The organism is Ruegeria sp. AH7, assembly GCF_056541325.1.
On record NZ_JBQFYF010000003.1, the window covers coordinates 22850 to 47269 of the forward strand.

At 57.8% G+C, this 24420-nt stretch carries 24 protein-coding genes; 7 read left to right on the plus strand and 17 right to left on the minus strand.

What is annotated here, in order from left to right; translation table 11 throughout:
- Positions 1-648: an RluA family pseudouridine synthase gene (locus ACR0JX_RS08315; RefSeq protein WP_480543054.1), complete on the minus strand. Its 648-nt coding sequence runs from the start codon at positions 646-648 to the stop codon at positions 1-3.
- 97 nt (positions 649-745) lie between these two features.
- Here ACR0JX_RS08315 and ACR0JX_RS08320 point away from each other — a divergent pair, with 97 nt between their 5' ends.
- A complete protein-coding gene (locus tag ACR0JX_RS08320) occupies positions 746-1156 on the plus strand; it encodes a nuclear transport factor 2 family protein (RefSeq protein ID WP_480543056.1) in 411 nt (136 codons plus the stop codon).
- A 1-nt stretch (position 1157) separates the two neighbouring features.
- Complete coding sequence (locus ACR0JX_RS08325; protein WP_480543058.1) at positions 1158-1868, plus strand: SGNH/GDSL hydrolase family protein; 711 nt, start codon at positions 1158-1160, stop codon at positions 1866-1868.
- On the opposite strand, the gene rarD is transcribed toward ACR0JX_RS08325, so the two are convergent.
- The 12 genes from rarD to ACR0JX_RS08385 all read right to left on the minus strand — a co-directional run bounded on the left by rarD (position 1859) and on the right by ACR0JX_RS08385 (position 14904).
- A complete protein-coding gene (gene rarD, locus ACR0JX_RS08330; protein WP_480543060.1) occupies positions 1859-2764 on the minus strand; it encodes an EamA family transporter RarD in 906 nt (301 codons plus the stop codon). The two genes, ACR0JX_RS08325 and rarD, sit on opposite strands and share 10 nt — an antisense overlap.
- A gap of 263 nt (positions 2765-3027) precedes the next feature.
- Positions 3028-5481 (minus strand): GcvT family protein, encoded by a 2454-nt coding sequence (locus ACR0JX_RS08335; RefSeq protein ID WP_480543062.1) that lies wholly within the window; start codon positions 5479-5481, stop codon positions 3028-3030.
- A gap of 89 nt (positions 5482-5570) precedes the next feature.
- Positions 5571-6554: a GlxA family transcriptional regulator gene (locus tag ACR0JX_RS08340; RefSeq protein WP_480543064.1), complete on the minus strand. Its 984-nt coding sequence runs from the start codon at positions 6552-6554 to the stop codon at positions 5571-5573.
- Positions 6555-6571: 17 nt separating this feature from the next.
- Positions 6572-7465 (minus strand): homocysteine S-methyltransferase family protein, encoded by an 894-nt coding sequence (locus ACR0JX_RS08345; RefSeq protein WP_480543066.1) that lies wholly within the window; start codon positions 7463-7465, stop codon positions 6572-6574.
- Between the two features lie 12 nt (positions 7466-7477).
- A complete protein-coding gene (locus tag ACR0JX_RS08350; protein WP_480543068.1) occupies positions 7478-8530 on the minus strand; it encodes an alcohol dehydrogenase family protein in 1053 nt (350 codons plus the stop codon).
- Positions 8531-8542: 12 nt separating this feature from the next.
- Complete coding sequence (locus ACR0JX_RS08355; RefSeq protein ID WP_480543070.1) at positions 8543-9019, minus strand: cupin domain-containing protein; 477 nt, start codon at positions 9017-9019, stop codon at positions 8543-8545.
- Positions 9020-9039: 20 nt separating this feature from the next.
- On the minus strand, positions 9040-11490 hold the full coding sequence (locus ACR0JX_RS08360) for a GcvT family protein (protein ID WP_480543072.1): 2451 nt from the start codon (positions 11488-11490) through the stop codon (positions 9040-9042).
- Between the two features lie 15 nt (positions 11491-11505).
- Entirely contained in the window at positions 11506-11886 is a 381-nt protein-coding gene (locus ACR0JX_RS08365; protein WP_480543074.1) for a GFA family protein, read from the minus strand.
- Positions 11887-11890: 4 nt separating this feature from the next.
- Positions 11891-12514 carry a LysE family translocator gene (locus tag ACR0JX_RS08370; protein WP_480543076.1) on the minus strand — a complete coding sequence of 208 codons (624 nt, stop codon included), beginning with the start codon at positions 12512-12514 and terminating at the stop codon, positions 11891-11893.
- The gene (locus ACR0JX_RS08375) at positions 12514-13083 is read right to left on the minus strand and encodes a helix-turn-helix domain-containing protein (RefSeq protein ID WP_480543078.1); all 570 of its coding nucleotides are present in this window, start codon (positions 13081-13083) and stop codon (positions 12514-12516) included. Before ACR0JX_RS08375 ends, ACR0JX_RS08370 begins: the two co-directional genes overlap by 1 nt.
- Positions 13084-13207: 124 nt before the next feature.
- Positions 13208-13660 carry a GAF domain-containing protein gene (locus tag ACR0JX_RS08380; RefSeq protein ID WP_480543080.1) on the minus strand — a complete coding sequence of 151 codons (453 nt, stop codon included), beginning with the start codon at positions 13658-13660 and terminating at the stop codon, positions 13208-13210.
- A gap of 71 nt (positions 13661-13731) precedes the next feature.
- On the minus strand, positions 13732-14904 hold the full coding sequence (locus ACR0JX_RS08385; RefSeq protein ID WP_480543082.1) for an acetyl-CoA C-acyltransferase: 1173 nt from the start codon (positions 14902-14904) through the stop codon (positions 13732-13734).
- A 103-nt stretch (positions 14905-15007) separates the two neighbouring features.
- On the opposite strand from ACR0JX_RS08385, the gene ACR0JX_RS08390 reads away from it, so the two are divergent.
- The 3 genes from ACR0JX_RS08390 to ACR0JX_RS08400 all read left to right on the plus strand — a co-directional run bounded on the left by ACR0JX_RS08390 (position 15008) and on the right by ACR0JX_RS08400 (position 17610).
- A complete protein-coding gene (locus ACR0JX_RS08390) occupies positions 15008-15346 on the plus strand; it encodes an STAS domain-containing protein (protein ID WP_170533359.1) in 339 nt (112 codons plus the stop codon).
- 19 nt (positions 15347-15365) lie between these two features.
- Positions 15366-15815 carry an ATP-binding protein gene (locus ACR0JX_RS08395; RefSeq protein ID WP_480543084.1) on the plus strand — a complete coding sequence of 150 codons (450 nt, stop codon included), beginning with the start codon at positions 15366-15368 and terminating at the stop codon, positions 15813-15815.
- Between the two features lie 217 nt (positions 15816-16032).
- Complete coding sequence (locus ACR0JX_RS08400) at positions 16033-17610, plus strand: gamma-glutamyltransferase family protein (RefSeq protein WP_480543086.1); 1578 nt, start codon at positions 16033-16035, stop codon at positions 17608-17610.
- Positions 17611-17644: 34 nt separating this feature from the next.
- Here ACR0JX_RS08400 and hspQ read toward each other — a convergent pair whose 3' ends face one another.
- Positions 17645-17971, minus strand: a complete 327-nt coding sequence (gene hspQ, locus ACR0JX_RS08405; protein WP_170533369.1) for a heat shock protein HspQ — start codon at positions 17969-17971, stop codon at positions 17645-17647.
- A gap of 80 nt (positions 17972-18051) precedes the next feature.
- On the opposite strand from hspQ, the gene ACR0JX_RS08410 reads away from it, so the two are divergent.
- Together ACR0JX_RS08410 and ACR0JX_RS08415 are read left to right on the plus strand one after the other, a co-directional pair.
- Positions 18052-18933, plus strand: a complete 882-nt coding sequence (locus tag ACR0JX_RS08410) for an AEC family transporter (RefSeq protein WP_480543088.1) — start codon at positions 18052-18054, stop codon at positions 18931-18933.
- Positions 18934-18994: 61 nt separating this feature from the next.
- Entirely contained in the window at positions 18995-19576 is a 582-nt protein-coding gene (locus tag ACR0JX_RS08415) for a transglycosylase SLT domain-containing protein (RefSeq protein ID WP_480543090.1), read from the plus strand.
- A gap of 37 nt (positions 19577-19613) precedes the next feature.
- Here the strand turns inward: ACR0JX_RS08415 and ACR0JX_RS08420 are convergent, their stop codons facing one another.
- Genes ACR0JX_RS08420 through ACR0JX_RS08430 form a run of 3 tightly spaced genes read right to left on the minus strand, consistent with a single transcriptional unit; the run spans position 19614 to position 24313 of the window.
- Positions 19614-20186: a LolA family protein gene (locus tag ACR0JX_RS08420; protein WP_480543092.1), complete on the minus strand. Its 573-nt coding sequence runs from the start codon at positions 20184-20186 to the stop codon at positions 19614-19616.
- A gap of 39 nt (positions 20187-20225) precedes the next feature.
- Complete coding sequence (locus ACR0JX_RS08425; RefSeq protein ID WP_480543093.1) at positions 20226-23117, minus strand: DNA translocase FtsK; 2892 nt, start codon at positions 23115-23117, stop codon at positions 20226-20228.
- 14 nt (positions 23118-23131) lie between these two features.
- Positions 23132-24313 carry an aminotransferase class I/II-fold pyridoxal phosphate-dependent enzyme gene (locus ACR0JX_RS08430; RefSeq protein ID WP_480543095.1) on the minus strand — a complete coding sequence of 394 codons (1182 nt, stop codon included), beginning with the start codon at positions 24311-24313 and terminating at the stop codon, positions 23132-23134.
- Positions 24314-24420: the final 107 nt, after the last annotated feature.

The following is a 24420-nucleotide window of genomic DNA, read 5'->3' on the forward strand; positions in this document are numbered from 1 at the left end:
TCAGAAATCCGCCGGTGCCCTGAATTTCATGGAAACCCCGCCTTCGGGGTTTTTCAGACGCAGTTCTTCGGAGTGCAACATCAGGCGCGGGAAATCGCGCGCAGGGCCTTCGGCATAAAACGGGTCACCCAATATCGGGTGGCCCATCGCCAGCATATGAACTCGCAGCTGGTGTGACCGCCCGGTCTTGGGAAACAGGCGCATACGGGTGCTGTCACCCTCATGTTTCACGACCCGCCAGTCGGTCACGGCTGGTTTGCCGGTCTCATGACATACCATCTGACGCGGGCGGTTGGGCCAGTCGACGATCAGCGGCAGATCAACGGTTCCAGTTTTATCTTTGACCCGCCCCCAAACGCGCGCAACATAGGTTTTTCGCGTCTGACGTTTCTCGAACTGCATGCTCAGATGCCGTTGCGCATGAGGGGTCTGGGCGAACACCATAATGCCCGAGGTGTCCCGATCCAGCCGATGCACCAGCAAGGCCTGCGGAAACGCAGCCTGCACACGGGTCAACAAACAATCCGCCAGATGATCACCCTTGCCCGGAACCGACAGCAGCCCCGAAGGTTTGTTGACCACGATCAACTGCGCATCTTCATGCAGCACATCCAGCGGTGTATTTGGGGGATCATAGGCCTCGGTCATGCGCGCCTGCCTAACGCAGGGCGCACCCTACCGCAACGTCGTCCTTGCGTGCCACAGGGTGTTCGTGAACCCTTGGACCCAGCAAGGGAGAGAGGCCATGCATACAACAATCGAACACATGCAACAGGTTGTCGCCAAAGGTGATGACGCGCAGATCCGCCCGCTTTTGGCCGAAGACGTCCGCTTTATGCCCCCGACCTATTTCAGCACATGGACAGGACGAGAGCCCGTCGCGGCTGTTCTGGGCCACGTGGGGCAGGTATTTTCCGACTTTCGATATCGACGGATCATGGGCAGTGGCTGCGATTGGGCATTGGAATTTCAATGCAAGGTCGGCGATCTGGACGCGGTTGGCGTGGATCTGATCACGCTGAACGATGACGGCCTGATACAGGAATTCGAGGTTGTCATGCGCCCCTACAAAACCATCGGCGCCCTGCGCGAGGCGATGATGGCCCGCGTCACCCGCGATCCGCGCTTTCTGGACTTCAAATCCGCACTCAGCTGACATGCCAGTCCCGATTGCCTCCGATCAGATCGTCCGCGTGCCATTGGCCCCGGTTCTTGCACTACAGGGTCTGGCGGTGCGCCGCAGAGTTCAAATGCTGCCGGAACCCGCTGGCCCGCGCCAGGGGCAAATCGGTCGTGGGCCCCGGCTGCGCCTGTTGATCACAGGTGACAGTTCTGCCGCAGGCGTCGGCGCAGGCAGGCAAGATCAGGCCCTTTCCGGCCATTTGCTGCATCACCTGTCCAAGCGTCACGCGGTCGAATGGCGGCTAGAGGCCACCACCGGGCATACAACTCAGGACACGCTGAACAGGCTGTCGCAGCTAGGCGGCACATATGACGCTGTTGTCACTGCACTAGGGGTGAATGATGTGACCCGTGGTGTCACGCTAAAACGTTTCATCGAACGCCAGACCCAATTGGCGACCCTGCTGACGCAGAAGTTTGGCGCATGTCGAGTCGTGGTTACAGCCGTCCCCCAAATGAACCGGTTTCCTGCTCTGCCGCAGCCTCTGGCATGGGTTCTGGGCCAGCAATCCGCGCGACTGGACCAGGGTTTGCAACGAGTGGCAGCTGCGCATCCCGAACTCAGCCATCTGAAACTGGATCTACCTGACGATCACGCCCTGGTCGCACCCGACGGCTATCATCCCAGCCCCAAGACCTATGCGATCTGGGCTGAAAGCGCAGCGAAACTTTTGCTTCAAACCTGACTTCGTGCCTGTCGGATCATCGGAATCGAATAGACAATCAGTGCCGCCCAGATCAACGGAAACGCAATCATCCGGCCACGATCAATCTGCTCTCCGAACAATGTGATCGCAGTGATGAAAATCATTGTGGGCGCGATGTATTGCAGAATACCCATTGTCGATAGTCGCACCAGCTTGGCCCCGTTGGCGTAGACCAACAGAGGCACAGCGGTCACAATACCTGCGCAAGACAAGAGCAGAGTGTCAGACGCAACAACTCCGAAATGGCCAGTGCCTTGCACACCCAGCAATGTCACATAAGCCAGCGCTGGGATCAGCAGGATAAGCACTTCTAGCAGAAACCCCTGATTGGGACCAATGGGCAGAGAGCGTTTGAAAAAGGCATAAAAGCCCCAGCTGACCATCAAACCCAATGCGGCCCAAGGCAGCCGCCCGGCTTCGAACACCAAAACCAGAACACCCAGCGCGGCCAGACCAACCGCAACGAGCTGCGTACGGGTCAGTGGCTCGCGCAGCAATATCGCGCCCAGAGCGATGCTGAACAGCGGATTGATATAGTACCCCAGCGCGGCGTCCAGCGCATGCCCGGTTGAAATCGCCCAAACGTAAATCGCCCAGTTCACTGAAATCAGCGCAGCCGTGACCGCCGCCATCCCCAGCATCTTAGGATTACCAAGGGCTGCTTTCAGATCCCCAGTACGCCCCAGAAGGATCAACAACAGGCCCGCAACCGGCACCGACCAGATCACACGATGCGCAACCACTTCGACCGGACCAATATGATCCATCGCTTTCATGTAAAGCGGCAGGAAACCCCAAAGAACATAAGCCGTAACCGCAAGCACCAACCCCTTTGGTGTATCTACATTCTGTGGTGAAGAGGGTGTGCGTGACACGACAAATCTCCGGTTGATACCAGACCGGTGTACGGCAATTGCTAAGCAGTTGAAAACTCCGAAATCGGTGAAGCCCAACATAACGAATAGTGATGGGTCAATGTCTGACCCTATGCACAATTCAGTTCAAATTCTGCGAGGCTCTGTCTCGCGCTCCGAGATGTCTTTAGCCAGATGAATTCAGGATCCCGTGCTTCATCTGGCCCGAAATATCTCGGGGGAGGTGCCCGAAGGGCGCCGGGGGCAGAGCCCCCTGATCCGTCTCAGACTTTGACGCGTTCGGATTTGGGATCATACATTGGCTTCAAGGACGCTTCGGCTTTGACTTTCACGCCACAGACATCGATCTCGTAGGTCGAGGCCAAAACATCGGCGGCTTTCTCACCTTCGCAAGGAACATAGCCCATGCCGATGGCACCGCCCAACGTATGGCCGTAGTTACCCGAGCTCAGATAGCCGACATATTCGCCATCCCGCACAATCGGTTCGTTATGGAACAGGAGCGGTTCGGGATCGGTCAGTTTGAACTGTACCAGACGGCTTTGAGGCCCATTTTCTTTGCGTGTGATCACGGCCTCACGGCCAATGAAATCAAAGCCCTTGTCAACCTTGACGGCAAAGCCTAGCCCCGCATCGACCACGTGATCTTCGCAGGTAATGTCATGACCAAAATGACGGAAACCTTTTTCAATCCGGCAGCTGTCCATCATGTGCATGCCGCACAGCTTCAGCCCCATGTTTTGCCCGGCGTCATGTAGCGTTTCGAACACATGGCCGGCCATGTCTGAGGAGACATAGATCTCCCAACCAAGCTCACCCACATAGGTCACGCGATGGGCACGGGCCAGGCCCATGCCGATTTCGATGTTCTGCGCGGTACCAAAAGGGTTGGTCTCGTTTGTGAAATCCGCCGGAGAGACCTTTTCCAGCAGCGCGCGCGCGTTCGGGCCCATCACGGCCAGTACACCTTCGCCCGCTGTGACATCCGTGATGACCACGTTGAAGTTACCCGCATGGCGCAGCATCCAGGTCTGATCAGCCAGGCGGGTCGCCGCCGGGGTGACCACCAGATAGGCGGTCTCGGTGAGGCGGGTAACTGTCACGTCGGCCTCGATCCCACCCGCTCGGTTCAGGAACTGGGTGTAGACGATCTTGCCATTGGCGACCGCGTAATCGCCGCCGCCGATATAGTTCATGAACTTTTCGGCATCCGGCCCTTCAACGCGAATTTTGCCGAAGGAAGACATGTCATACATGCCGACATTTTCGCGCACGGCCCGGTGTTCGGCGGCAGAGTTTTCGAACCAATTTTGACGTTTCCAGCTGTATTGATATTCGCGTTCCTGCCCGTCATTGGCAAACCAATTGGCGCGTTCCCAACCCGCCAATTCGCCGAAAACGGCCCCTTGTTCCTTCAGTTGATGATGGAACGGCGTCCGGCGCACACCGCGCGCGGTGGCCTTTTGGCGATAGGGATAGTGGTCAGCGTAAAGCAGGCCCAATGTCTCTTTCGAGCGTTCGAACAGGTATTGCTTGTTGCCCTGAAACGGCTGCATCCGGCTGATGTCCACGTCGCCCAGATCGAACGGCTTTTCGCCACTGTCCATCCATTCGGCCAGCGCCATGCCTGCGCCACCAGCGGATTGAATTCCAATCGAGTTGAACCCGGCGGCCACCCAGACGTTATCCATCTCAGGCGCGAGACCCAGATGATATGCGTCGTCCGGCGTGAACGATTCCGGGCCGTTAAAGAAGGTATGTATACCTGCCTCGGCCAGCATCGGCATGCGTTCACAGGCAGCTTCAAGAATCGGCTCGAAATGGTCGAAATCTTCGGGCAGTTGATCGAACTCGAAACTGTCTGGGATGCCGTTCATGGCCCAGGGCTTGGCGTTGGGCTCAAACGCGCCCAACATCATCTTGCCTGCGTCTTCTTTGTAATAGGCGCATTCATCCGGTACGCGCAGAACCGGCAACGGGGTTAGACCTTCGATGGGTTCCGAAACGATGTAGAAATGCTCACACGCATGCAGCGGTACATTCACGCCCGCCATGCGGCCAACCTCATGCCCCCACATGCCAGCACAGTTGACCACCATATCACATTCGATGTGGCCCGATGCACTGCCATCATCTGCCAACCAGTCTACGCCGGTGACGGTGCGGCCCTGTTGGACGATATCGGTGACCTTCACCCGCTCCTTGACGATCCCGCCCCGCTGCCGCGCGCCCTTGGCCAAAGCCAACGCGATGTTCGCCGGATCGCCCTGCCCATCGAGCGGCAGATAAACAGCACCTTTGACACCATCGAGGTTCAGGTGCGGATACATCTCATGCACGCGCTCGTTTGAGATTTGCTCGACTTCGACCCCAAAAGCGCGGGCCATGGCGGCTTGACGGTAAATCTCTTCTTTACGTTCTTCGGTCAGCGCCACTGTGATCGAACCGACCCGCTTGAACCCGGTGGCAACGCCGGTTTCTTCCTCTAGCGCGCCGTAAAGCTCCTGACTGTATTTCGCCAGCTTGGTCATGTTGGCCGTCGCACGCAGCTGCGCAATCAGACCCGCCGCGTGCCATGTGGTGCCGCTGGTCAGCTGTTTGCGCTCAAGCAAGACAACATCTTTCCAGCCCTTCTTGGTCAGATGATAGGCAACCGAGCATCCGATGACACCGCCACCGATGATGACCACTTGGGCTTTGCTGGGCAGATCAACCATTGTGCAGACTCCGCTTTGTCAGGTTTTTTTATAAATGACACGAAAGATCGACAGAAAACCCATCAAAAACGTCAGCGTATCTGCAAAAATCACCTCTGGGCGATTTGCCTCTTCTGGCGCCGCATCGCGAAAGGCGTGACCCCGAAAAAGCTTCGGTAGACCGACGAGAACCCGTTTGGAAAGCCGCAGGCAAGGCCGATCTCGCGCACGCTCATGGTTGTGTTCAGCAACAGGTTGTTGGCCTTGGCCAGCCGCATTTCGCGGTAAAACCCATTGGGCGTGGTGCCGAAGAAGGCTTTGAATTTCCGTTCCAGCGACCGGTTCGACAAGCCCAGCAGGTCTACGATCTCATGAATGGGCAGCGGTTCTTCGATGTTTGCCTGCATCAGTTTGATACATTGATCCAGCTTGAGGTCCCCGGTCGCCGTGGTCTTGGCACCAGAAAACGGCTGCAAGGACGAAAAATCGCGGATGTTTTCGTGCAGCATTATATCGGCAACCGTCATTTGCACAGCGCCCGAGATGTGGCGCCCGATCACCGCCAGCGCGATATCGGTCGTCGCCCCCATACCGGCGCAGGTCACCACCGCGCCACGTTCGGTTGCGATCGACAGTTTAGCCTCAAACCCTGCACCACGTTCACGCAGAAAAGATGCGTTTTCCCAATGCGTTGCCAAATCGGCTGTGCCCTGTTCGTCAATGTAACGGCTGGCGGCTTCGGCCAACAGGAATACCTGTGCACCGCGATAGGTATAGTCCGAGACGACACGACCCAGCGACAGGTCTGGCTGATCCGGGTTGGTATTGCCTATGACAAAAAGATACGCCGCTGTCGGGTTGGGCAAAACGGCTTTGGTCTCAACGGTTGCGTCGCTGCTGCTGGCAACCGGCCCTCCACGCAGGGATCGGTAGCTGAACGAAAATCGGGGAGACGGGCAGACCCGGTTGGCAATGCGCAGCACATCAACCAAGGAGGCCAGTTCCAGCAGCACATAACCCGGCGCGACCAGTATGTCGAAATGGACAAGATCACCGCCTTGATCGGCAGAGGCTGAAACGGGTGTATCTGTCATTCAGCCCCGCACATGTCTCAGACGATCTGATGACCGGCAGATTTAAGGCGCCGTGCTAGTGCTTCGATATGGTCCGGGCCGATCTCACAGCATCCGCCGACTATCGTTGCACCTTGATTGACCCAAGCCATCACGTGATCGGCATAGGCCTCGGGGCCCAGATCATGGCGCTGTTCCAGCGCATCTACAGTCGGGGCGTCTTTCAGGAACCCATCTGCGATATGGGTAAAACCATTGGCATAGGCCCCGAATGGCAAACCCATGCCGGACAAAACATCCAACGCCGCCGGGACGGCCTCGGGCCGGGTGCAGTTGATAAGAACGGCGTCGGGGTGATGTTCGGCGACCAGTGGGACGATATCCTGCAGCGGCTCGCCTGAGCGCAAGCGTATTCCGTCCTCATCCATCACCGACACGGCCAGCCAGACAGGCTTGCCACAGTTGGCCGTCCCGCGCAGGGCTCCTTCGGCCTCAAGAACCGAGGACACGGTTTCATGCAGGAACAGATCCACGTCATCCGCCATCAACGCGACCAGTTCGCCGAACTTTTGAGCCGCGTCATCCGGGTTGGGCATCAGGTCGGGTCGGTATGACGCCAGCAGAGGCCCCAGCGATCCAGCGACCCGCCCAACCCCGTCCGGCCGCGCGGCCTTAGCCTGGGTCACAGCGGTTTGAATCAACAACGACAGCTGATCCTCGATCCCTTCGCGCACCAGGCGCGAGCGGTGAACAGCATAGGTGTTGGTCGTGGCAACGGTTGCGCCCCGGGCAAAGTATTCGGCATGTACCTCTCGGACCAGTTCGGGATGATCGATCATCACCCGCGTTGACCACAAGGGCGTCGGGCGCTTGCCGCTGCGCTTCACTAGCTCTTGCCCGATTGAGCCATCCAACAAAGTAATCTTCGCCATACCAAACCTTCCTTACGGGATCAGCACCAGTTTCCCCGGCAGCGCTTTGGACTGAAACGCCTCTTGGGCCTTGGCGATATCCTTTAAGGGATATGTTTGGGAGATCAACGGTTTGATGTGACCGGCATTCATCAGTTCGACCAAGCGGCCAAAGACCTCGGGCGATTGATGCGTGCAGCCATGGATGGTGATATCGCGCAGATAGATATCGCGCAGGTCCGCCTGCACGATCGGGCCTGCAATTGCGCCGGATACGGCGTAGTGGCCGCCGGGTTTCAGCGCAAGGATCAGATTTGCCCATGCCGGGCCACCAACCACGTCGATCACAACATCGAACATATCGGCAGGCAGAGGCGCATCGCGGTCAAAGGTGCCGACCGCACCCTGAGATTTCACAACCTCGGCTTTGACTTCCCCGGTCACGCCCCAGACCTGCGCGCCCCGCAGATGGGCCAGTTGCACAGCGGCCAGACCTACGCCACCCGATGCGCCGGTAATCAGGACCTTGTGACCAGCGGTGACACCCGCGCGGGTCAGCAGATTCTCGGCGGTCCCAAAGGCGCAAGGTATGGCCGCGATCTCGATATCTAACAGGGGCGAAGCGGAGACGTCATAAAGATCATCCGCCTCAACCAGACAATATTGAGCAAAGGCCCCATCAATCTCGGACCCCAGCGCGATAAACCCGTGCGGGTGACCGGGGCGCGGGCGCGGCAGGTTGATCGGGCAGGTCACACGCTGCCCGGGTTTGAACCCCACATCGGAACCAACAGCTTCGACAATTCCGCACAGATCACCCCCCTGAATCCGGGGGAAAAGCAGCGCACCGCCCCAGCCCCCGGCCTGGACATCCTGATCGACGTCATCCGTAGCGCCGGTTACATCCGAAGAGTACCAGCCGACCCGTGTGTTGATATCCGTGTTATTGACCCCGGCAGCTGCAACGCGCACCAGAACCTGCCCCGGTCCGGGTGTTGGCACTGGAATATCCTCGCGCCATTCCAGCGCCTCGGGCCCACCATGGTGGGTCAGATAAACGCCGGACATTTTGGTTGGTATGGTCATAGGGATCGTCGCTCAATCTGCGTCGTCTGGATGGGGAGGAACGGGGCCCATCGGGACAATGTCGTAGCGGGCATTGAGTGCTGCCATCTTCGCTTCATCGGCAAAGTCAGCCTCACTCATATTCGCCATCTCAGCCAGGAAATCATCAAAGCCCGAAGGTTGGTAGATCATCAGCATCTTTGCGGGTGCATTGCCCGCTGTTCGGCACGCATGCGGCACACCGGGGGGCACGTGCATCGTTGTCCCTGCCCCGCAGCGATGCCAATCGCCATCGATGTAAAAATCAACCTCACCATCCAGAAAATAGAACGTTTCAGCGTGAGTTTCATGACGATGAAGGCCAAGCGCAAAGCTGGCCTTCAGATTGTCCTCCATCAGGGTATAAGCGCCATTCGTATCCCGACCGGACACTTTCACAAACGTATGGTCGTTTTCCCAGTCATAGTTGGGGCCTTCACCAGGCCCCAGAACTGAATAGCGTCTGCCCATTTTGGGTCTCCTTTTGACGATCAGGCGCGCAGCCGCTCGTTCGCCGGATCCCAGAGCGGTTGGTCCTGTTCTACCACAGCGCGGTATTTCTGGCCGTAGATTTCCACCTGAAGCTCGGTTCCCGGGTTCGCGGCATGGGTTTTGACCATGCCCAGCGCGATGGACTTTCCAACGCGGTAGCCCCATGCGCCCGAGGTTGTTTCACCCACAATCTGATCCCCTTGCCAGATGCAGGACATGTAAGGCGCGTCGCACTCACCGGCCTCAACGGTCAGTGTGACAAAGGATTTCTTCACCCCTTGCTGCTTTTCATTCAGGATCGCAGCTTTGCCGGGAAAGTCCTGCAGCTTGTCCAGTTTGACAAACCGCTCCAATCCGCCCTCAAGCAGCGAATAGTCGGTGCTCAGATCGCCCTTCCATGCACGGTATCCCTTTTCGATGCGCAAGGAGTTCAGGGCGTACATCCCGAACGGTTTGGCCCCGGCGTCGAGGATCGCGTCGTAGATGGCTGGCATATCCGCGTTCAGAGCATGGACTTCCCAACCCAGCTCTCCGGCAAAGGACACACGGATCAGATGGGCAGGCTGGCCTGCAACAGTAGCCGACTGATGGGTCAGCCAGCCGCTTGTCAGATCGGCGTCGGTCATCCCTGACAGGATCTCACGCGATTTGGGGCCTGTGACGATCAGAGTGTCGCGGGTCGTGGTGACGTCTTCGACGGAGACAGTCGAAGGCATCGCCGCCATCAGGATATCGCGGTCATGCCATTGGGCCGTAGCCGCGGTGATCATGACAAACTCATCCTCACCCAAACGCACACAGGACATCTCGGTCAGAATACGGCCCCGGTCATCCGAGATGTAGACCAGATTGATGCGGCTGATCTTGGGCAGGCCACCGGTGACCAACCCACGTAGCGCTTCGGCCGCGCCGTCACCCTTGACCATGAACCGAGAGAACCCGGGCAGGTCCAGCACGCCGCAATGGTCGCGTACGGCCTCGCATTCTTCCTTGATCCGCTGTTCCCACGGGCCCGAGCGACCCCAGGTGTGTGTGGCCTCAAGCGAGGTATCATCGCCCGGCTTCGCAAACCAGTTGGCGCGCTCCCAACCGTTATAGGCCCCCATGACAGCGCCTTGCGCGATCACCTTGTCGTGTACTGGCGACAGCTTCTTGTCGCGCGCGGCAGGCCATTCGTGGTGGGGGAAGTGCATGGCGTATTCGTTGCCATACACCTCCAGACCCTTCTGGTTACAGTAGTCCTGGTCGGTGTAATCGGTGTAACGGCGCGGATCGACGGCCCACATATCCCATTCGGTGGCGCCATCAACGACCCATTCCGCCAGCACCTTGCCGGCCCCGCCACCCTGCGCGATGCCGAAGGTAAAGGTATGCGCCTCAAACGCATTTTTCACACCCGGCATTGGGCCGATCAACGGCAGGCCGTCGGGCGCGTAGGGGATCGGGCCATTGATAACACGGCCCACGCCCGAGGTCGCCATCAGCGGCACCCGCTCCATCGCATCGGTGACAATGTCTTCGATCCGGTCCAGATCATCGTTCCAGAGCTGGAAGCTGAAATCCTCGGGCATCGGGTCATCTTCGGTCATCCAGTGGCCCTTACAGTTGGGCTCATACGGGCCGAGGTTGAAGCCGTGCTTCTCTTGCCGCAGGTAGTAAGAGATATCCACGTCGCGCAGTAGAGGCAGCTTCTTCCCACCGTTTTCCTTCGACCACGCTTCGACTTCGGGGACTTCGTCGGTTAGCAGATACTGATGGCTCATGACCATGGCGGGGACGGTGCGGCCACCGAAGGGCTTGAACCATTCACCCACGCGCTGGGCGTAATAACCGGCGGCATTGACCACGTATTCACAAGAAATATCGCCCTGATCTGTGTGCACCGTCCAGGTGCTATCGTCGTGTTGGGTCACACCTGTCGCCGGGCAGAAGCGGATGATCTTCTGGCCCATATCGCGGGCACCCTTTGCCAGCGCCTGTGTCAGCTGGGCCGGATCGATATCGCCATCTGTTGGGTCATACAGAACGCCTTCAAGATCATGCGTTTCCAGGAAGGGATAGCGCTCCTTGGCTTCTTCCGGGGTCCACATTTCCATCGGAATGCCCTGATACCGGCCCATCGCCAAGGCGCGTTCGAATTCCTGCATCCGCTCTTTGCTATGCGCCAGCCGGATCGAACCCGACTGGTGATAGTTCATCGGATAGTCGACTTCATCGCCCAGACGCGCATAGAGCTCGGTCGAGTAGCGCTGCATGTTCATGATCGCCCATGAGGTCGAGAAAGTCGGCACGTTACCAGCCGCGTGCCAAGTGGACCCTGCGGTCAATTCGTTCTTTTCCAGCAGAACGCAGTCGGTCCAGCCTTTCTTGGCCAAGTGGTACAGGGACGAGGCCCCCACCACGCCGCCGCCGATGATAACCACGCGGGCCTTTTTCGGAAAATCGCTCATTGGTTTTGATCCCTGTTACTGTGCCTCTCGAGGCAGATCGTCTGTGATGTCGTAGTAGTCGCCCTTGTCAGCCACAAAGATGTGGCGGGCGAGGTGCAGTCCGGTAGGCGCGTCAAACGCCCCCATGGAAATCGAAATTGTGTCTTCGTCTTTGTGCTGCCAGAAGAGGAACGAGCCACACGCCCCACAAAACCCACGGCGTGCGATGTCGGAGGCTTCGAACCACTTCAACGTGTCATTGGCGGTAAAACTTAGATTGTCCTCATGCGTCCAGGTCGAGGCCCAAACATGCCCAGATTGCTTTCGGCACTGGCCGCAATGGCAGGCCGAAGGTGGCGACAATTCTCCGTCAATCTCAAAGGCTACAGAACCGCAAAGACAAGAACCGGAATACATGGTGTTACCCCCTTGTTGCGGGCGTGGAGTTGGCCCCCAGCAACACGCCATAGATGATAAAACAGGTCGCCATAACGCGGCGCACCCAGACATTGAACACAGCACCCAAGGCTGCTTTGCCCATCATCGCGCCCAACAATGTGAAGCCTGTATAGCTGAGCGTGGTGATCACCAGTGCCGTGGGCATTATCACCCCCATTTGCTGCCAGACTGGCACATCGGGCTGCACGAATTGTGAAAAGGCGGCAAGGTATCCGGCCACGCTTTTGGGATTGATTGTCGCAACGGTCAACGCGTGCAGATAGATATGGCTTGCGGGTCTTTCACTGGCGGGTGCTGGCTTTGCTGCGCTCATCCAGCCGCGTATCCCGAGCCAGATCAGGAAACCGGCGCCGATCAATTTTGCAATGAAGAACCCGGTCGGAGAGGCAGAAATCAGCGCTGTGACCCCTAGCGCCGACAAGATAAGAAACGCGCTTGCCTGGGTCAGGATTGCCAAAACCCCCAGCATAGCCTTGGGAAATGGCAGGCTCATCCCGTTCGAGATGCAATTGACCGCGTTCGGCCCCGGCGTGGTCACAAACACCACCCAGAACAGTGCGAATATGGTCCAGGCTTCAAAGCTCATCAATACACCGGCGGGGCGATCACCCAGATAGCCACGGCAGGCTCATCATAGGGGTTCGCCCATTGATAGGGTTCGTGCTTGATCCGAAAACTGTCACCCGGTCCGACGGCGTATTGGCGCGCACCGATGGTCAGATCCAGCCGGCCCGAGATCATATATCCAACTTCCTGCGTCGGTCGATTGGCGGGTTTTTGCATTTTTGATCGAGGCTCAAAGGTGGAATGGACCATTTCGAAATCGTCTGTCAGATCAGGCGAAAGCAACTCTTCAATCAGCCCTTCCTCACCCGAGCCCATAGGTCGGCGTAAACCGGCGCGAACCACATAACCTTGCTCTTCCGCAGGCACCGAGGAATGCGCAAACAGCATCGACATCGGAACACCCAGGCATTCTGCAATCTGGCGCAGGTCCGAGATCGACGGGTCGGACATGTCGCGCTCAACCTGGCTGAGCCACCCGACGGAGCGGTTAAGACGCTCGGCAATCTCGGACAAAGTTAGCCCGCGCGCCTTGCGCAAGGCGCGCAGGTCCGCTCCGAGTGTGGCGCTTTGCGGGGCCTGACTGTTCAAAGGGCGCTCCGAATCTCGTGAAATTTACATCTCTTTTTTCACGATGGCGCAGTCCCGTGAAATTTCCAAGAGTTTTTTCACGTGCGTTTACGCCGTGTTGACTCACTGAAGTGAGACGCGTGTGCTACCCGCCAAATGTCTGGGTCAGGATCGATTCAAGGCGATCTGCATCCGATTGATCAAATGCATCTGGCTGGTCGCTATCGATGTCAAACACTGCGATCACCTCACCCGTGGCATCACGCACCGGCAGAACCAGCTCAGACCGGGTGGAGGAGGCACAGGCGATATGCCCCGGGAAGGCCTCCACATCCGGCACCAGTTGCACTTGGCCCGTGCGCGCGGCGGCCCCGCAAACACCGCGCTCGAACGGGATGACCAGACAGCCATGGCCGCCTTGATAAGGACCGATCTTCAACAGGCCGGGCTGGGTCACGCGGTAGAACCCGGTCCAGTCGAAACGATCATCGGAATGATGCACCTCGCAGGCGATAGTGGCCATAAGGGCAACATGATCAGTTTCCCCCTCGGTCAGGGACGCGATGGTTTTGGCAAGGGTATCGTAGTCGACGGTCATGACGCGCTTTCAGGTAAGGGAAACGGGGACCAGCTCCCGTACCCCCGAAGTATTTGGAAAAAGATGAAGGGTCAAACGCGTTCGATGGCGATAGCTGTGCCTTCCCCGCCGCCGATACAAATCGCTGCGATACCGCGTTTGAGGTTCCGTTTTTCCAGCGCGTTCAGCAACGTAACCATAATCCGCGCGCCCGATGCGCCAATGGGATGACCTAGCGCGCAGGCGCCGCCATTCACATTCACCTTCTCACGTGGCAATCCCATTTCATGCATGAAAGCCATGGGGACGACGGCAAAGGCTTCATTCACTTCCCATAGATCAACATCCTCGGTTGACCAACCGATCCGATCCAGCAGTTTCCGCGCTGCGGGAACCGGAGCCGTCGTGAATAGACCCGGCGCTTGCGCATGACTGGCGTGGCCCAGGATCCGCGCTCGGACAGTCAGAGATTGCGCTTCGGCCTGGGCGGCAGACGCCAGTACCAACGCGGCCGCACCATCCGAGATTGAGGAAGCGTTGGCCGCAGTGACTGTGCCATCTTTGCGGAAGGCAGGTTTAAGGGTCGGGATTTTCTCAGGCCGGGCGGATTTAGGCTGCTCATCCGTGGACTGGGTTACCTCACCCTTGCGGGTGCGCACGGATACGGGCGTGATCTCTTCGTCGAAGGCGCCGTTTTCCTGTGCAGCCAATGCGTTAGACAAAGATTGCAGGGCGTATTCGTCCTGCGCCTCGCGCGTGAATTGATAGGCCTCGGCACAGTCTTCGGCAAAGGTGCCCATCAGGCGGCCTTTGTCATAGGCGTCTTCGAGACCATCAAGAAACATGTGATCGATAACCTGCCCATGCCCGATGCGCGCGCCCCCCCGCATTTTAGGCAACAGATAAGGTGCATTTGTCATGCTCTCCATTCCGCCCGCGACCATCAGGTCCGCATGACCCAGCGCAATCTGATCAAAGGCCATCATGGCAGCTTTCATACCCGACCCGCACATCTTGTTCAGCGTTGTTGCGGGCACGTCTTCGCCCAGACCAGCTGCAAATCCGGCCTGACGCGCGGGGGCCTGCCCCTGGCCTGCGGGAAGAACACAACCCATCAGAACCTCATCCACCGTCTGGGTGCCTGCCTGCTCAAGAGCTGCCCGGATCGCCGTTCCACCAAGCTCCGCCGCCGAGACGCCATCAAACATGCCCTGAAACCCACCCATCGGGGTACGAGCGGCCCCTGCGATCACAACATCTTTCATCTCGGCTTTCCTTTGTTCGATTTCCGCACCCTGAATACCGAATGGTAAGATTTGACGTCTAGCGTATTTCTACGACTTAGTTTTAGCGAAGAGGGCGGTCACAATGGGTCTGACCAGCAAAACGACCGGTGCCACTCAGGTCATAACAGTTGAATCTGACCGAATTGATGCTGCTATGGCCATCCAGTTTAAGGAGGATATGCGGCGCGAAACCGAAACGGAATGCGACCGCGTCATATTAGATCTGGCAGGGGTCGAATTCATCGACTCGAGCGGACTGGGTGCCATCGTTGCCTCGATGAAACAGCTTGGGGACGGGCGCAGGCTGGATTTGTCAGGCCTGCAACCGGTTGTCGAAAAGGTCTTTCGCCTGACGCGCATGGACACAGTGTTCAAACTGTTCACAACTCTGGACGATGCCTTGGCAGAGACGTTGGACTGATCTGGCAGGAGTGGACTGCGTGACGCCGATACGGAACGAAACCTGCCTGGAGCTCAGCTTTCCCGCCACCGAGTTGGAAGCCAGCGCCGGGATTGCACAGCTCAGCGCCGGGTTATCGCAGCAGGGGTTGCCCGATCATATGGCAGATGATGTTAAGATTGCCTTGGCCGAGGCAATCAATAACGTCGTTGAACATGCCTACGAGGGGATCGCGCCCGCTAAGGTGCAGGTAACCTGTCGGCTGGAACGCGACCGATTGGATATTTTGATCTCGGACACCGGGAACCCGATGCCCGGGTATCAATTGCCTGATGGAACCCCAGCCTCGGTCGAAACGGACCTACAGGATTTGCCCGAAGGCGGGTTTGGTTGGTTTTTAATCAATCAACTGACCAGTGATATTTGCTATGAGCGACACCAGGGATGCAATCGCCTGTCCCTAAGGTTCGACTTTGAACGCCAGCCTTAACTACAGACATAACGCCGCAATAACGCCTTTTTCGAACCATTGTGGCGCCGCAAACAACCATCATACAGTGACTCGTAGCTCAGATAGCTTCCCTCGGCGCCAAGTGTCACAGCCCCCACCCAGTGAACGGCGCCGAGGAACCTCCCTCCCCTTGAAATCACTGGACAATCCCTCCACTCACTTTACCTTCGCCACGGCAAGGAAGAGGAGAGATGTTATGCGCGATTTGCACCTGCCTGGACGGTCCGAGGTTCTGGCAACCGAGGGAATGTGCGCAACATCGCATCCTCTGGCGGCAAAGGCCGCGCTGGATATTCTTGCGCAAGGCGGTAACGCGATGGATGCGGCCATCGCCGGGGCGGTGCTGCTGGGCATTTGCGAACCACAAATGACGGGGCTGGGCGGCGATTGCTTTGTCCTGTTCAATCGGGCGGGTGAGAACAAGGTTCGCGCACTGAACGGATCGGGCCGAGCCCCGGCCAATGCAAATGCCGAAGCGCTGCGCGCGCGGTCGCTGACCGCGATCCCCCTGACCAGCCCCGATGCGGTAACAATTCCCGGCGCCGTCGATGCCTTTTGCCATCTGTCTGAAACTGAAGGGCAGCTTGGTCTGGACGCAATTCTGCAACCCGCAATTCACTATGCCGAACTGGGTGTTCCGGTTGCACCGCGCGTCGCCTTTGACTGGCAAAGCGGGGCGGCAACCTTGCAAGGGGCCGCCAAACAGCACTATCTAATCGACGGACAGGCGCCCAAGATTGGTCAGGTTTTCCGATCCCCCGGTCAGGCCGAGGTGTTGCGCCGCGTCGCCAAAAACGGGCGCGAAGCCTTTTACACAGGTGAAATTGCGCAGGATATGCTGACTGCCCTGTCTCAACTCGGTGGTGTCCACACTGCCGATGATTTTGAACGTACAGAATGCACGCCAACAGATCCGGTGAGCGGCAGCTACGGCGGTATTGATCTGGTTGAACATCCACCCAACGGACAAGGCGCAACTGCCATCTTGCTTCTGAACATCCAGAAACAATTCGATTTGGCGCGCATGGATCCGTTTGGCGCAGAACGGGTTCATATCGAGGCGGAGGCCACCAAACTAGCCTATGATGCCCGTAACCGTTTCATCGCTGATCCGGACCACACCGCGCGTGCGGAACAATTCCTCGACCCAGACGTGGCCGAACGCCTCGCTGCGCTGATCGATCCCAAACGCGCGATGGGGTCGCCAACTCCGCTGACCGAAGCCATTCACAAAGACACGGTCTATATAACCGTTGTTGATCGGGACCGGATGGCGGTGTCGCTGATCTATTCAATCTTTCACAGTTTCGGCTCGGGGATTGCTTCGGAAAAATACGGTATTCTAATGCAAAACCGTGGAGCGGGCTTTACGCTGGAACGCGGTCATCCCAACGAATTGGGCGGCGGGAAACGTCCGATGCATACAATCATACCGGGCATGCTGACCGAGAACGGGCGCATCATGATGCCGTTTGGTGTGATGGGCGGGGCTTATCAGCCAACAGGCCACGCCCGGTTTGTATCGAACCTGACAGATTTCAATCTTGGGATACAAACCAGCATCGATGCCCCCCGTGCTTTTGCCGATGGCGGAGTTCTGAAACTGGAACGTGGCTTCCCAGATAAGGTCGCTCAACAATTGGCAGATATTGGCCACACTGTCACGATTCCAGAAACTCCGCTTGGCGGGGCTCAGGCCATTCGGATCCGTGAGGATGGTGTGTTGGAAGGCGGCAGCGATCCGCGTAAGGATGGCTGTGCACTCGGGTACTAGACACAGTCACCTTTGGCCCCACAAGCCCAAAGGTTCAGTTCAGATGAAAGTGCAGCGGGTAGGACCCATCTTCGAAAGGGCCAAACATATTGGGGATATCCGGATGCTCGACCGGCTCGCCCGATTGATCCTCGATCAGATTTTGTTCTGAAACATAAGCGACATAGAAGGATTGATCGTTCTCGGCCAGCAGATGATAGAACGGCTGGTCCTTGATCGGCCGACTGTCTTCGGGGATGGCTTCGTACCATTCCTCGGTGTTCGAAAACTCTGGATCGACGTCAAAAATCACCCCTCGGAAGGGATGTTTTTTGTGTCGAACAACCTGTCCCAGGCCGTATTTGGCGTGTGTCTTTAGCATTGTTTCAGCCCCCAAAGAAGTTACTACCTCTTTCCGGGCAGAAAAGCCAATCATTGATCTGAAATTCGGGGAAACAGTCTGTGAACCTTCTACTGACAGTGTTCGAAATCGTCGCGCCGGTCTTCATTCTGGCCGGTATCGGGTTTGCCTGGGTCAAGTTGGGGTTCGAATATCGACTGCAATTCGTCACCCGATTTGCCATGACATTGGCGGTCCCCAGCCTGATCTTTGTCGCCCTTATGCAAACTGAAATCCCGGGTGGTAACCTGTCGCGCTTTACGATCGCCACGATCGTCGCTAACCTTGTAATGGCGGCTGTCTTCTGGGTCCTCGTGCGGGTGCTGAAACTGGACCAGCGCACCTATCTTTCGCCGCTGATTTTCGGCAATACCGGCAATCTGGGACTGCCCTTGTGCATCTTCGCCTTTGGTCAGGCAGGTCTGGGATATGCCGTGATCTTCTTGGCGGTGACGGCTTTGTTTTCCTTCACCTACGGCATCTATCTGGTCGCCGGAAAGGGCGCGTATGGGCAGGTGATCCGACAACCTATGGTCTGGGCCACTATTCTCGGCGCGCTGTTTTTGTGGCGCGGATGGGAAACCCCGCTGTTTTTAACCAACACATTGGATTTGCTGGGGCAAATGGCTGTGCCATTGATGCTGGTCACAGTGGGCGTCGCTATTGCCCGGCTCACCACGCGTAGTCTGGGTCGCGCAGTCTGGCTGTCCCTTCTGAAAGTCGCTGTCTGCTTTGCGCTGGGTTGGTTTGTTGCTGTTGCATTCGATCTTGAAGCGATCGCCTTTGGTGTGCTGCTCCTGCAGATGTGTACTCCGGTCGCGGTCACATCTTATCTGTTGGCCGAACGGTTTGAAGCGGATGCAGATGCGGTGGCCGGGATGGTTATGGTGTCAACGTTGGTGTCCATTGCAACACTGCCACTTGTTTTGGCGCTTGTGCTCTAGCGATTGTGATTCCATCCACGCTCAATCTGCGCTAGAATGCCAGAAAAAAGGCATGAGGCACATGAGCAGAAAACTTTTCGTACTCCTTGGGGTGCTGCTTTTGGCATCCTGTGGGGGCGGTTCCAAGCAACCGCCCAGCAGATTGAATGACGCGTGCAGTATTGCGCGCGAAAAGCCCGACTATATCCGGGCCTTCCAAAAAACCGAGCGTAAATGGGGTGTTCCCGTTCACGTTCAGATGGCCACCATCTATCAGGAAAGCCGATATCGTCACGATGCGCGTACGCCGCACCGTTATGTTCTGGGTGTCATCCCGATGGGCCGTCAAAGCAGTGCCTATGGCTATGGTCAGGCCCTGGATGGCACGTGGGAGCAATACCAGCGTGAAACCGGCAAACGCCGCGCCAAGCGGGATCGGATCGGCGATGCATCGGACTTTATCGGTTGGTACATGAACAAAAGTTACGAGCGGAATGGCATCCACCCCTCCGACACGCGTAACCAGTACCTAGCCTATCACGAAGGGCACACAGGGTATGCGCGTGGCAGTTACAATCGCAAATCCTGGTTGCTTGGCGTGGCCAGCGACGTGGATGCGCGCGCCGATATGTATCAGTCACAGCTGGCAAACTGCCGATACTAAGCGTGATGGGGTCGGCGGTTTTGCTGACCCTTATTCGCTATTTGTCTGAAAAGAGATTTTGATCGAAGGTGCCACCTTCGCTCAGCGGGCCCAGCAGCACTGTGGTTTGGGTGCCTGCATTGTCGTGGATCACCCATTTCCGCAGCTCAACAGGATTGTCGGTAAACATCAGCTCGATCCGGCCTGAGTCTGGGTTCTTGGGGTCCTGCGCCGTGACAACCGTTGCAGTACCGTCAAACTCGTGCCCAACCACCATATTGGCTTGCCCCAGGTTAACGTTGCGCGCCAAAACCAAAGACAGTGGTGTTCGCCTCAGCGGATATTGTTCGGGTGGTTGGTTCGATTTGGGATCGAAGATCAGAACACTGCCCGCCCGTGCCAGAACAACGGCGCTTTCCGGCGGATCATACTCGAACCTCATCTTACCCGGTCTTTGAATCCAAAGCTTGCCGGTGCTCAGCGAGCCATCGTCATTGACCTGGGTAAAGCTGCTCTGAACCGTTTTCATCTGGTTCAGATAATTCGAAATCTCTGACAATGGCAGTTTCTCGGCCGCCCAAGCCGCAGGCACGGCCAATATCAGAGCAAGGGCAAAAGCAATCTGTTTCATAAGGTCCAGATAAGCCTTTTGCCCTTGTTATTAAATATCCTACTGCTCGGGGACGAGGATTTCCCGCTTACCGACGTGATTTGCCGCCGAAACAACGCCTTCGTCCTCCATCTGCTCAACCAGCCGCGCGGCTTTGTTGTAGCCGATGGCAAGTTTCCGCTGGATGTATGAGGTCGAGCATTTGCGATCCTTGATCACAATCGCCACCGCTTGGTCGTACAGCGCATCTTCGCCATTGGTGTTGCCACCGGTGTTCAGCCCCAAAACGGCGTCTATGTTATCGGCCTTTTCTTCGGCCGGTCCATCGACCACGCCGCTCATATAGTCCGGCGGGCCGAATTGCTTCAGATGGTTTACGATTTCCTCGACCTCTTCGTCCGAAACAAACGGTCCGTGGCAACGGGTGATCTTGGCGCCACCCGCCATATAGAGCATGTCACCCTGCCCCAGCAGTTGCTCGGCGCCCATCTCGCCCAGAATGGTGCGGCTATCGACCTTCGAAGTTACCTGGAACGAAATCCGGGTTGGGAAGTTCGCCTTGATCGTACCAGTGATCACATCGACCGAGGGGCGCTGCGTGGCCATGATCAGGTGAATGCCCGAGGCCCGCGCCATCTGCGCCAGACGCTGAATGCAGGCTTCGATTTCCTTGCCCGCCACCATCATCAGGTCAGCCATCTCATCAACGATGACGACGATGTAAGGCATCGCCTCAGGCGCGAATTCTTCGGTCTCGAACATCGGCTCGCCGGTTTCATCGTCAAACCCGGTCTGGACCGTGCGCGAGAACATCTCACCCTTGGACAGCGCGTCTTTCACCCGGCCATTATAGCCCGCGATGTTACGCACGCCCATTTTGGACATCTTGCGATACCGATCCTCCATCTCGCCCACGACCCATTTCAAGGCGACAACCGCCTTTTTCGGGTCGGTCACAACGGGTGAGAGCAGATGCGGGATGCCGTCGTAGACCGACAGTTCCAGCATCTTGGGGTCAATCATGATCAGACGGCATTCGTCCGGGCTCAGCTTGTACAACAGCGACAGGATCATTGTGTTGATCGCCACCGATTTACCCGAACCCGTGGTCCCCGCGATCAGCAGGTGGGGCATCTTCGCAAGGTTCGCCACGACAGACTCACCACCAATATCCTTGCCCAGCGCCAGTGGCAGTGCATGGTTACCGTCACCAAAATCACGGCTGGCGAGGATCTCGCGCAGCACCACCATTTCTCGGTTTTCATTCGGCAGTTCGATCCCGATGACCGAGCGGCCCGGCAAGGTCGAAACCCGCGCCGAGAGCGCGGACATGGATCGCGCAATATCGTCAGCCAGACCGATAACACGGCTGGCTTTAAGGCCCGGCGCTGGTTCTAGTTCGTACATGGTCACCACGGGACCGGGGCGGACGCTGACGATCTCACCTTTGACGCCATAATCGTCCAGCACGTTTTCCAGCATCCGCGCATTTTCCTCCAGCGCTTCGTCGCTCAGGTGGTGGCGCTGAATGGTGGATGGATTGGACAGCAGGCCCAGCGGAGGCAGTTCAAAATCCGAATGCCGTTCTTCAAAGGACAAAGTCGGCTGCGCCTCAGCCTGCGCGCGGCGTGATGGCTGCGGCGTGCGACGCACGGGCTGGGCAACCACCGGCTTGCGCGGTTCAGCCACCGGGATTTTCATTGCAGGACGCGCCTGCGGTTCAGATGCGTGCATATCTTCGAACACGGTATCGTCGTCTTCCAACTCTGGCTCAGCCGCAAAGTCCTGATGCAACGGCTCTTGCCACTCTGTCGTGGCCTCGGCGCTCAGCGTCGGCTCGGGTGGAAGGTCGGTCCAGCTCATGGGTGGTTCGGGAGGCAACTCCGCAGCTGTACCGGTGTTCAGGATCAGGGGATCAGGTCCTCGACCCCGGCCTTTGGTAAGCGGCAAGTTCGGATCAGGCTCGGGTGTTACTTCACCCGTCGCCACCTTGCGATTACGTACCGCGGCCGAAATCTTCGAACGTATACGATCTTCGCCCGGCATTTCATCAAACCCTTCGACCGGCATCGCTTCGACAAACTCCGGTTCAGGCATCGGATCGGGGCGACGGATCAAGGCCGGCATACGCGCCAGAAGGCCGGTTTTTTGAGGAGGTTCGGGTGTCTCTTCTTCCAGTTCTTCAAAGACAGGATCGCCAAAGGCAACCTCATCCTGCAGGACAGGCTCAACACGGGCCGCCCGGTGCTCATTCCACTGCGCGCGGCGATCCCGCGCCGCTTGCGCCGTGGCCGAAGCTCCACGACCCAGCAGAGTCATCAACATGTCATAGGACACCACCAAGCCCAGCAGGAAGGCCCTAAAACCGCGCTGTACGTCACTTCTGGTGAAGCCTAGGACGAAGACACCCAGCGCAAGCATGCCAAGCGCCATCACCAAAGACATCAGTTTGACAACAAAAGCGGACGAGATCGGGAGGATCAGCAGGATAAAGCCCAGGACAGTATCACCGCCCAAGCCGCCCAGGCCGTAGCTGTGGGTCGCGCGCCATGTTTCACCGGGCACCAGCGTTGCTGCATAGACGGCCAGAACTGCGATCCAGATAGGTGCAAAGATCAGCCGGGCAATTGCGCGATCTTCGCCGAAATGACCTGCAAAACGCACGCCCCAGACGATCAATGTCAGGGCAAAGCCCCAACTGCCCCAGCCCACAACCATAAAGGAAAACGCGGCGATCCAGGCACCAACCCGGCCCATCCAGTTCTGCACCGGCGCATCGGTCGAAACCATCCAGTTTGGGTCCTCGGGTGTGTAGGACCAGATCATCGCCGCAGCTGCAAAGCCCAGCAGGATCAAGGCGATCCCGATTAATTCCTTACTGCGCCGCTCGATGGCGGCCTGTGTGGTGCTGTCCAGCAGTGGATCGCGGTTGCGCGCGTTCAATGATGCCATTTTGCCCTCGTACCTCACGAATAGATGCAGTCGCGGAGCGTGATCAGCCCGCGCTGCAACTCTGTTTTTGGGGCCACCATGGCAGCCCGGATAAAGTGTTCGCCCGGGTTTTGCCCCGGATCGCCCTGAGAAAGATATGCGCCCGGCAGGACCCGTACTCCGGTCTCTTGCCACAACTTCAATGCGGTCTCTTCGCCGTTTTCAACCGGCAACCACAGGAAAAATCCGGCCTCGGGCGGCATGTAGCCTTGCACATTGGCAAAAACCTCGTCCGCAAGGGCGTATTTTTCCTGATACAGCGCACGGTTCTGGACGACATGCGCCTCATCCGCCCAAACCCGCGCTGCCGCAGCTTGCAGAGGCAAAGGCAAAGGCGAACCGGCATAGTTACGCAACTGCTTGACGCGTTTGATGGTGTCAGGGCCACCCGCGATCAGCCCGGACCGAAGACCAGCCAGATTGGATCGTTTAGAAAGGGAATTGAACAGGGTGATCCGTTCTGGATCAGCTCCCATCTCTTGCGCGACGGTCAGAACGCCAGTGGGTGCCTCATCCCGGTAAATCTCGGAATAGCATTCATCCGCAAAGATGCGGAAATCGTATTTCTCGGCCAACGCAATCAGCTCGGCCCAGTATTCGCGTGATGCGACGGCCCCCTGCGGATTGGCCGGAGAACAGATATAGGCTATCGCAGTTCGGTTCAGCACGTCCTCGGGCAGCGCGGCATAATCAGGCAGATGACCCGTCGCCGCAGTCGCAGGAACAAAGACAGGCTCGGCCGCAACCGAGATCGAGGCGACCATGTAGACCTGATAAAACGGGTTCGGGCATAGAACGACCGGCCTTTGCCCATTCTTCTGCTCGGGGCACAGGGCCATCGCGGCGTTATACAGCCCCTCTCGGGTGCCATTCAGGGCCATCACATTGGTATCGGGGTCCATGCTCACGCCATAGCGGCGCTTGATCCAGTCGGTGATCGCGCCGCGCAGCTCGGGCGAGCCTTCATTGGGCGGATAACCCTGAAATCCTGCCGCGTTCTCAGTAATGACATTTGTCACCCAGGCGGGAAAATCATGCATGGGCGCGCCGATGGTCATATGAATGACATCTCCGCCCGGCTGGTGATGATCCAACAGGGTGCGCAGACGCGGGAATGCATATTCCGGTAGGTTCGAAAACCGCTCGGGAAAATTCATAACTACTGCCTCAAGATCGGGATCGTTTTCGCCCCGTTTTTTGACAGATTACAGATCACACCGCACCCCGTCCAGACAAAGAGACGTCGAATCAGGGGATTGTGGCA